Origin of the sequence: Halorhodospira sp. M38 (genome assembly GCF_022227985.1) — a bacterium.
GTDB classification, from domain to species: domain Bacteria; phylum Pseudomonadota; class Gammaproteobacteria; order Nitrococcales; family Halorhodospiraceae; genus Halorhodospira; species Halorhodospira halophila_A.
The window spans coordinates 1-9,592 of the sequence record NZ_JAJNQP010000034.1; the positions used below are offsets into that span (position 1 = coordinate 1).

Here is a 9,592-nt window from a genome sequence, read left to right on the forward strand (position 1 = left end):
CCTTGGCTTCTACGCGGGGTTGCGTCGCAGCGAAGCCGCCGGGGTACTCCTCAACGATCTCGACGGCGGCCCCGCCTACGACCTGGTCATCCGACCCAACAACCACCGGCTCCTCAAAAGCAGCAACGCCCGGCGCGCCCTGCCCCTGAAGGTGTTGCTGCCCGAGGCCATCCTTGAGCGCTTGATCACCTGGCAGCGTGATCGACGCACCGAATGCCTCCACGCGGGCATTGAGAACCTGGAGGCATCGCCCCTCTTGGCACTCCCAGGTCAACAGCAGCCCTTTCGCAACAATGCGCCAATCTTCACAGAGCTGACCCAGGCCCTCGCGCAGGCTGCCGGCGACGCTTCCCTGCGCTATCACCACCTGCGCCACTCCTTCGCCTCCCGGCTTCTCGTCCAGCTCTGGGAGGCAGAAGCCGATGACCGACGCGCCGACCCACCCTGGGCCCAACAGCGACCCACCGAAGATCCACGCTTGATGCGCCAGAGCCTTATCGGCCGAGCAGCCACCCAAAGACGCTCGCTGCGCCTCGTCGCTCGGATGCTCGGCCATGCCGATACCACCATCACCGTGGAGCATTACCTCCACACCCTTGATGACCTCCTCGGGCGGGGTGTCCGCCGCGTCACCGATGATCTGACCTCGATCCAAATCAGCGCCGTAACCGGTCTAAGCGCGGGCCACATTCGCACCATCCGCAGAGAGATCGGCGCAGACGCCCCAGCCTCGGTCCTGCTCGACCTCATCACCGACCGACAGCTTCCGCAGGCCGAGCGGTATGTCCCAACCCCGCCGCACACCGGAGCGATCGACATCCTCGCCCCGGACGATCCGCTCGCCTATAACCTCCTGCTCACCGACGCCATCAATCACCAGCACCACCGTGACGGACCCGCCCAACACTTCGCCTACCCATGGAGCGAGGCAACCCTGGCCGCCTACATCCACCAACTCGAAAGATTACCGTCCGGCATGCGCCGCCGCCCAAGGGACAAAGATACCGAGAGCCCCCTACTCGAAAAGCCAACGACACGTGCCGAAAAGACCCTCGCTCGTGAGGTCTGGGCCTTCCTCGATGGCAACCCGGGACGCGGCATTTCACCCATGCGCAACCGCGACCGCATCAACCTTCTCGATACCTACTGTCGTGGCCACCGCCCTGGCCGGTTGCTGACGGTACGCATCGACACGGTGCCCGACTTCAAACGCTGGCTTGGATTACTGGAGGCGCTCGGGCTCATCACCGACTTCATCGCGTACCACACGCCGAAACCATCCTCCGACGTCGGCTCCGCTGAGACCCAACGGCGGTACTGGAGCAGCAAAGCGCAGATACCGGTCCTGACCGATCCAAATCTCCCGGCTTCCAACCCCGATGCTCCGAATCGCGGGTACGTCACCGTTACGAGCAAGCCCGATACCGACGCCGGCACCTATGCGCGAGCCTTCGGGGCCCAATACGCCCTGACCGTTGCATGGTTGCACAGTGAGATGCGCTATCGTAGAACCGTCATACCTTAAGTCACCCGCGAGAAAATTACTTGTCCTTTGTACCTTGGCACCTCCTTCGGCACTAGCTCCATCCGTTTAACGCCCACGCTCAGCCCACGGCCGAACCGCGCGCGGCTCGACGTCGGCTGCAGCGCCTGGTTAGTAGTCTTTTACTCAAAGAGCTTGTTAGGAAAAGAATTGTGTGGAACGGTGCGACTCAGTGTTCCGGCGCTGCCTTGAACCCGGCAACTTCCACCGGACGGAAACTGGACACGGACCCATTGAGGATTGCCCGCATGAAGGTTAATCACTTCCTGTATCTCCTCACTAGAAAGTGCACAAACAGTCTTTTCTCCGCAAACCAAACAAACGAAAGCGCGTGATTCTGTACCAAGAACATTACGAATCGGCTCCAAATGATCTGGTTGAAAATTAAAAATCCACGGCCCGTCCTCGTGCGTGCTGTACTTCACAAAAACGTTGCAATCAGCATTAACAAGGTAGTGTCCGTAGCGCCCACTCCCCTTATTAAGAGCCTTAAAGGACTCATGCTCGACGACTTGAGTCAGTGCGGCTCCGTGATAGATATCTTGGTCCTGTACTTTCATGCCTCCTCCTTCTTGATACTCGCTAACGATAACACTCACTGGCGACAATGAAGCGCAGCGTAAACACCACCCATGGCAGCGCCTTTTTAGACACCCAGTTACCGTGTGAAACGACGGCTCTCGTTTTCACATGCTCCGCCTTCGGAAGTATTCACTTAGTCGCTGGTATCTAGCATCTTGCCTAAGCTGTGGCGCCGCCTCCTCGATTTCTTTTAAACATTGCCCAAACCTCCGAGGTGCCCACGGTTGGTCGACAATGACGGCGTCCAAGAGGCGCAGAGCCTCCGCCGGATATTGGCGGCTCAGACCGGATTCGTGCAGCAGATGTACAATATAGCGTGGATTCTCTATCGGTTGTAACCAGTCCTGCACCTCTGCCAAAGCCGCAGGAAATTCGCCTCGGGCGGCGATGATCAACCGGGTCAAGGATTCGGCGATTCGCGGGGTGGCTAGGTCGCGTGACTTGGGCCACACCTGTTGCCAGAATGGTTGGACACGCTTCCTCCAGTAGTCCTCACGCTGATCGGCGGCACCTTCAAGTGCTTGCGATAGGGCTTGCGCACATTCTTCCAGCCCTTCTAGAGGCAGCGCGTTAACCGCGGATCGAAAATCATCAACGGTATACCCATCAATTGGACCCAGTGCTGCGTACGTCAAGAAAGCCGAGAACTTTTGTCGGTTCTCAACCAAATCCGTGTAGTGGTTTGCGGTCTCCAGAAGCTGGGCTTTAAACGCCGTCAGCAAGGGCTGGTACAAGCGGGGTGACCACAAAAAGCCTTCCCACACACCTTTCGCTTCGGCCGGATTGTTCCAGCTGAATAGTGGCAATAGACATTGCTCTGTCCACTGACGATCAACGCGAAAAAGCGCGATGAGATGGGCTCCTAGCAATACCCGGCCATGACGGAATCTGGCCACCTGCACATCACAGAGTTCCGTGAAGACAGGAGCGATGTCCGCGGGGAGTTGATCGTCGTCGTTCGGGTTGCGTTTAAACCACCGGTTTATCAATGCCTTGGTGATATGCCCGACCGGGTGATTGATAGCTTCTGTAACGGGCTGGTCAAGCGGTTCTCCATTGCGTGTCATGCCGGTGCCTGCTTCGAGTGGCAAGGCCAGAACTCGGCGGCACAGGGTCAGCAGAATGTCCTCGTGGTGGGTGGTAGCTTTGGATGTGGCCTCAATCCACCTCGTCACACTGTGGATGATGCCCTGGATGACGGTGTCGGGCATAGTCCGGGCTAGCGGCGCAGCATAGTGCCACGACCGTACTACCATGCCTTGTTCGGCCCAGACCTGCATTGCCTCACGCCATCGCTCGACCGGCCACACGTCAAAACGTGCCAGCTCGCATAGCGCGTACAGGCTATGAAAGAAGCGAGTACGGCAAACGTCGCGCCACGTATCCTCGTATAATGGCTGCCGTTTGGGGGGCGGCTTGGCCAACCATTGAACGAGTTCACGCCGCGTTCGAGGTGCAATATCGACATCACGACTTTCTTCATAGTCCGGATCGCCGGTGCCACTCATCCAGTGGGAGAACTCATCGCGTTCGTCGGCTGCCAATTGCCATCGCGGGTAGGCATTGGAGAGTTCCGCCCACCGAGCTGCTGCGCCCTCCCCTAGCGTGAGGCCCGATGCTTTCAGTTTCGCCAAACGCAACCAGACATCGCGGGCGACCAAGTCTTGCCACCGGTCTACTTCCAGATCATCCCGGTACATGCCATGCGGAGGGCCTTCCAATATGGCTGCTTCCAGGCGATCCTGAGTGGGCCCTGCCAATTGGCGCCCTTGCAGCACCAATAACCGGAATACTTCCCGTCCAGTATCCACGGACCACAGCCACCACGAGCCATCGGCCAGCAGCCAATCCACCCATTGTTGGGGCGGGATGCAGTCATCCTGACTGGCAGCGAATAAGGCGAGTCTCTTGAAGGTGGGATACGGCAACTCGAACCAAGTCTGCGCTACTCGCGTCGCACGTGCACTATCCTTGGCGTGAAGCGCCAGCCACGCATCGCGCAGCAACTCGATCAGGCTCACCCAATCGCGGAAACCCCGGTTCTGCCAGTGCGGCGTAATGGATGGCAGTTCCCAGTGCGATCGGTCGCTGCGGTCATCGGCCTCGCCCAGTTCGCGCAGCAGTTCTAGCGCATCGCGCAGCAGCTGCTGAAAATCCTCCAGCAGTTGCGCCAAGGCGGATCTCCAGTGCTCGTCAACAAGATCACGCAGGGCCGAGTGCGCATGATCGGCGGCCAGCACCAGCTCCCAATCCACCAGTTGCCGCAAGCCCGTGGGTTCGTCCGCGTTTTCTTCTTCATCGCTCCAAAGAACCGGCTTCTTCAAGGCCACTTGGGGTACGAGCAGTTCGCGCAAGTCCAGGCGCAGTGCGGTGTTCAACCCCTCGCGTTTCAATCGTTGCTTCCAGCGATAGAGATCGTCGGGGGCATGCCACGATGATTTAACGCGACCGCTGAGCAGCAGGCGCCACAACTTGCGCATAAAGGGGCCGGGAACAGCCTTAGGCGCCTGCGAACGAATTCCATCCAGTTCGGCGGCCTTGCCGTCATCCTCCAGCGAGGCCAGACGATCCAACTCGCGCTCGATCAGAAGCCGCAATTGGTCGTGCATTTGGCCGCCACTTTGCGCAATCCAGAGGATTAGCCTCGGGTCATCCAGATAGCGTGTGAGCCAGCGGGCCAGATGAAACATGACTTCATCCCACTGGCTACCCGGGACACCACCGGAGGCCAGCAGCATCGGCGGCGCACGGTCATAGGGCGCAGGCCGCCGAACCAGACTGAAGCGCATTTTGGCATCTGTCTTGTCGTGCGGCGGCACGCCGAAGCGGCGCAGATCGGTATGACAAAATCGCTCGTCCGAGAAGGCCTCCAGCAACCAATCCAGCGGTGGGGCAGGGTTGAAGTCGGCAAAGCGCTTGGCCGGGAGCCCTGATTTGTCCGACAACGCCCACAACATACGGCCAACGAAATCATCCTGCTGTGTGCTCGCCGAAGGTCGTGCTAGGGCGTGATTGACAACGATACGCTCCTTGCCTAGTACGCCTTCACGGTATGTGTCCGCCCACGCCTGCAGGGTTTGGTGCAGCGCCGAATGATCATGGCCACCGGTGGGCACGTGGTAAAGGATGGGTGCGACGCCCTTGGCTTCCCACTCGATAGCCTTGCCGTGCTCCTGCCCCGGCTCGCAATCCGCCAGCGCCCAGGCCTGAGGCGTGACTTCACCCAGCATCTGGTCGGCAGCCAGAGCATCCATCATGTAGCGCAGCACCGGGTCATCGATGCTGTAGCCCACGAAACAGACCATGTAGTTGCGAAACAACTCGCTTACGAAACGAGCAGCCCAGCGTTCGGTCAGATAGGCCAGACCAAAATCGCCACTGGTGACCACCAGACGGTTCAGGGCCGTGTCATCCGCTTTCGCGGGCAGCAGGCCGTGCAGGTAGACCAGACCATTCCATCGGCTGTCCTTCGGGATAGGCAGCATCGGCGCTGCATACGCCTGGAACGGTTGGCCAGAGCGTTTGGCCGCCGCATGAAACACTCGGTCGAAATTAGTGGTGACCAGCCTCAACGCGCCGTCGCGGCTGCGAGCGAGCCTCAACAGCGCTGCCTGAGTATCAGTGGCACCTTTCCGGCGCAGCTTCGGTTTCAGCGCTTGTGCCAGCGCACGGCGAAGAGCTAGACGTTGCCCCGGCAGGCGCCTCTCCAGCAGGTCAAGGGTGGCATCGAACTGACGACGGTCCAAGGCCTCGCGTTCAATGTCCGAGGGCGCAGTGCCATTCAGCCGGTAAACCTTCTCTACCAGACCCCTGAAGCCCGGCAAGCCGGCAGGGTACGAGATACCCGCACCACAGAAAAACACCACACGCCCCTCCTCGTGCGCCTGCAAGAGCGCATCCGGAATATCAGGACCGTGGCTGATGAATTGCATTCTTTCTGATTCCTCTCCAATGCTCGTGCAGGCAAGCAACTGAAACCTCAGTGGGCCTCTCACGGCAGGAACGCCCGTTGCCGGGCGCCCCCGCACAGACCCGGACGTGCGGTGTGCCCGCATCCGGGTCCTCGGTTGTACTCACCTTCACGACGGCGGTGCCCTTATACAGTCGGTTCTGAATAACCGGCTATGCCGGAACGCCGGCGGGTTCCGGTGCACCCAGTGCTGCGCGGTGACCACCCAGACGCGTGAGCAGCCACCCCAGTAGAGCGCGCAAAAGAGCTGGCATGGCCCGCAGCAGGAGCCGGATGTTGTGCCCGGCGGCGGCCAGCACCGCATTCATCGCATCGCCCAGGCGACCTTTGAGTCGGCACCGGTCCATGCGCCCATCGGTCTTCATGTGGCCGATCACCGCCTCTACCGCCGAGCGTCGGCGCAACTCCCGACGCAGGCGCCGGGTGTCCACCCCGCGCCGCTGGCCGGAATGGAAAACCTTCATGCCGGGCAACCCCAAGGCGCCCTTGTAGCCGCGGTCGACGTAACAGTGCGTCGGACGCACACCGCTGAGGATTTCCGCCTGCTCCAGGGCCTCGTTGAGGGTGTGGCCATCGTAGGGGCGGTTCGGCATCGTCCGGCAACCGACGACGAAACTCTCGCGGTTGGTCACTGCCACCGAGACCTTCACACCGAACTCCCAGGGCTTGGCCACTTTGCCCTTGCCGATGACCTCCACCTCCGGTGCATGCCAGGCGAGGAGCTTGTCCGGATCCTTACGCGTTTGCTCAAGAAGCTGCCGGGCCTTGCGCAGCTGCGGCCGAAGGGCCGTGACCGCGGATTCCGGGGCATCGACCATTTTGCGCTCGATGTCCCACGTCAGCCGCCCAAGGTTGGTTTTCAGCTGCCGGGTCGCCCGGCGCTTGCGCTTCATCTGTTTGGCTTTGGCGTAGCGGTTGACCCGCAGCAGGGTCTCCGGCGCCTTGCGGGCAAAACTCTGGCGCAGCGGGATCCCGTGCCGCCTGGCCTCCTTGGCGAGATTGCGGATGGCACGGGCGTAGAGCTTGGCGTCGGTCGGGTAGGTGATCGCCTTCTCCTGGACGGTGGTGTCCACCGTGATCCGCTCCAGGCTCTGGCGCTTGACCAGGCCCTCGCGCCGGGCGGTCTCGATCGTCTGCGCGAGCAGCTCTTCAACGCCTTCCTCGCCGATGCGCTTGCGCCAGCGCGTCATCGATGAGGGGGCGATGGGCAGCTCGTGCTGGAAGTACTGCTCACCGCAGAAGAACTGGAAGTACGGCGACTCCAGCCAGCGCTCAAGGACGGCCTCATCGGAGAGGTTGTAGGCGTGCTGCAGGTAGAGCAGCCCGGCGATCAGCCGTGGTGGTGCAGCCGGACGGCCGGTGGCGGAGAGGAAGAACCCTGCCCACTTTTGCTCGAACACGCTCCAGTCGATCCGCTCGGCGAGCTGCACCAGCGGATGCCGCGGGTTGATCAGGTTGGCCAGCTCCATGCGGAAGAGATCGTGCTGCGGCGTCCGTCGATCGTCCTTGGGTCCCATCACAGCCGTCCAAGTTTGCAAGGTCTCAAATCGCAGGATACCAAAACCCGGTGATTCCAGGCGCCCTAAAGGGCCTATAACCCACGTTCGATCAGTGCGTTGCGAGTTTTTCAGGACCGACTGTTTACCTTGGGCGCGCCGGCTGGAGAACGAGCTGCTCCGCGGCCTCGCTGACATTGACGCGCTCAGCCAGCGCCAGGGCCTCATTGCGGTACGCCTGGCGGTAGCACGTGCGCTTGGGCTTCGTCTAGCTCTCACTCATTGGGGTAGCTTGCCTCGTCATGAATCACATCGTCGAATGGTAGCTATTAAGGCGTCCACAGTTGGAGGGTAAGACCAAGCCCTCGGTGCGCACTGAATGAGGCGGGATCAGGAAGTTTCGGCGGGATTTATGTGGCGCTTCCCTAGAGATATTTTTTTATCAAAAAATTAGCGATTTCATCACTTATTTTCAACCCAGTCGCCATTTCTATCCACATATACTTCCCAAAGGGGTTCACATCAAGTATCCACCACACATCATTTTGATCAATGCAAAAGTCTATACATGCATAGTCAAGCTGCATTTCTTGCATTATTTCTGTTATGGCAGATTTGACATGCTTAGGCTCTGAGATTTCTCTATGAATTGTTCTTGGAAGATCATATGCGCGCCAGTCGACTCTACCATAATCGGACCCGGAAGCGTCAATTTTGCAGCTAATCACCTTCCCGCCGACGTATATGCATCTTGCATCATACTTTTTTTCAATAAACTCTTGAAGATAGAGAGGGCTTTCCCCTAAACCGTCGAAATCATCAAAATCTTCCTTTTTGACAATTTTGGTCAGAAGCATTGTAGGGCTGGAGTCTTTTTCTAAATATATTTGATGAAGTGTCTTTATTGCAACAGACTCAGCGCGATCAAAGAAATCGTTTATGTCTGATTTCGAGTTTGTTATAACCGATTTAGGATGCGGCACCCCGAGACCGCGAGAAACTTCCTTTAACTTCATCTTGCTCTGACAAGATATAGAATTCCTAAATCCTTTATTTACTACAACCCCAAAATCTTGAAGGTGATCGTAAATGCTATAGAGAAACTCTTTCCAAGAAGCGTGCCAAAATCTGAAGTTTTGATCAGACCTTTTTGAGTCTATAAAAATCGGTAAGAATATGAACGCGCCTGCTATATCAAAAACATCGAGACAGAGTTTTCCTTGGCTTACTGAAACACCTGCATCACCATATGAGACTTTCGTTTGCAGCAAGCTATTTTCATCCGTCCCTAAGATTTCACATTTTATTTTTTTTGACTTAACACAATCCCTAATGCTAACTAGGTGAGGGTCATTTAGGTCACCGAACAACACAATCAATTTTTTTTCCTTTTTTTTTTATAAAAAAGAGGTGGCACCAAGCCACCTCTTTTTCCTTATATTACTCGTTGGTGTAGTCGTCGGCCTGGTTCTTTCCACTAAAAGTTGCTGTCTTTATGCTTGTAACATCAAGGTCTTTTTCCGGCTCCCAGACCCAGCCTTGGCTCATGTCAATGGCTGGGTTCTCTTCAAGAAAACTCAGTGTGAAAGACCTGTGTTCCGGATTGCTATTTACTTGTTGCTTTTGCATTTTGATCATCTCCCGAGACCTTAATTATCCCTTTATCTACCCGCTCGTTACGGAACCCAGAACGGTGGTGCGCTAATCGATACTTACCCTCTTCTTGAGGAAGGACTCTCGCCGAGGTTAGCTTGACAAGTCACAACATCTCAGTCAATTTGTTTTGTCTCCGTAAAAACATGACCTTACGTTGCGATAAAGCTTCATTATGAGCGAAACGACAACAACGTCAATGCTTATGCATCTGCTGAGAATTCAGTAAGCACCCCACGCGCGGGCGTATGCACCTGATCCGGATCATTCAGCACAGTGGACCGGAGCGCCCCTCCAGGCGCGAGCGGGCTGACAAGTTCGTCTATCAGGCGGGCATTTGGGGGGGGG

At 57.8% G+C, this 9,592-nt stretch carries 5 protein-coding genes and 1 pseudogene; 1 reads left to right on the plus strand and 5 read right to left on the minus strand.

Going from position 1 to position 9,592, the window contains the following annotated elements:
- Positions 1–1,525: pseudogene (locus tag LRA98_RS11990) on the plus strand (site-specific integrase); the annotation flags it as partial.
- A gap of 140 nt (positions 1,526–1,665) precedes the next feature.
- Here the strand turns inward: LRA98_RS11990 and LRA98_RS11995 are convergent.
- The 5 genes from LRA98_RS11995 to LRA98_RS12020 all read right to left on the minus strand — a co-directional run bounded on the left by LRA98_RS11995 (position 1,666) and on the right by LRA98_RS12020 (position 9,220).
- On the minus strand, positions 1,666–2,103 hold the full coding sequence (locus LRA98_RS11995; protein ID WP_238634143.1) for a hypothetical protein: 438 nt from the start codon (positions 2,101–2,103) through the stop codon (positions 1,666–1,668).
- Positions 2,104–2,229: 126 nt separating this feature from the next.
- The gene (dsr1, locus tag LRA98_RS12000; RefSeq protein ID WP_238634144.1) at positions 2,230–6,057 is read right to left on the minus strand and encodes an anti-phage defense-associated sirtuin Dsr1; all 3,828 of its coding nucleotides are present in this window, start codon (positions 6,055–6,057) and stop codon (positions 2,230–2,232) included.
- Between the two features lie 190 nt (positions 6,058–6,247).
- Positions 6,248–7,612 (minus strand): IS5 family transposase, encoded by a 1,365-nt coding sequence (locus LRA98_RS12005; RefSeq protein WP_238634145.1) that lies wholly within the window; start codon positions 7,610–7,612, stop codon positions 6,248–6,250.
- A gap of 404 nt (positions 7,613–8,016) precedes the next feature.
- Positions 8,017–8,964 carry a hypothetical protein gene (locus LRA98_RS12015; protein ID WP_238634147.1) on the minus strand — a complete coding sequence of 316 codons (948 nt, stop codon included), beginning with the start codon at positions 8,962–8,964 and terminating at the stop codon, positions 8,017–8,019.
- Between the two features lie 67 nt (positions 8,965–9,031).
- Positions 9,032–9,220 carry a hypothetical protein gene (locus LRA98_RS12020; protein WP_238634146.1) on the minus strand — a complete coding sequence of 63 codons (189 nt, stop codon included), beginning with the start codon at positions 9,218–9,220 and terminating at the stop codon, positions 9,032–9,034.
- Positions 9,221–9,592 lie beyond the last annotated feature (372 nt).

Excerpts from the sequence above, each read along its gene's own strand:
- dsr1 (WP_238634144.1), bottom strand. The coding sequence starts at position 6,057 with ATGCAATTCATCAGCCACGGTCCTGATATTCCGGATGCGCTCTTGCAG.
- LRA98_RS11995 (WP_238634143.1), bottom strand. The coding sequence starts at position 2,103 with ATGAAAGTACAGGACCAAGATATCTATCACGGAGCCGCACTGACTCAA.
- LRA98_RS12020 (WP_238634146.1), bottom strand. The coding sequence starts at position 9,220 with ATGCAAAAGCAACAAGTAAATAGCAATCCGGAACACAGGTCTTTCACA.
- LRA98_RS12005 (WP_238634145.1), bottom strand. The coding sequence starts at position 7,612 with ATGGGACCCAAGGACGATCGACGGACGCCGCAGCACGATCTCTTCCGC.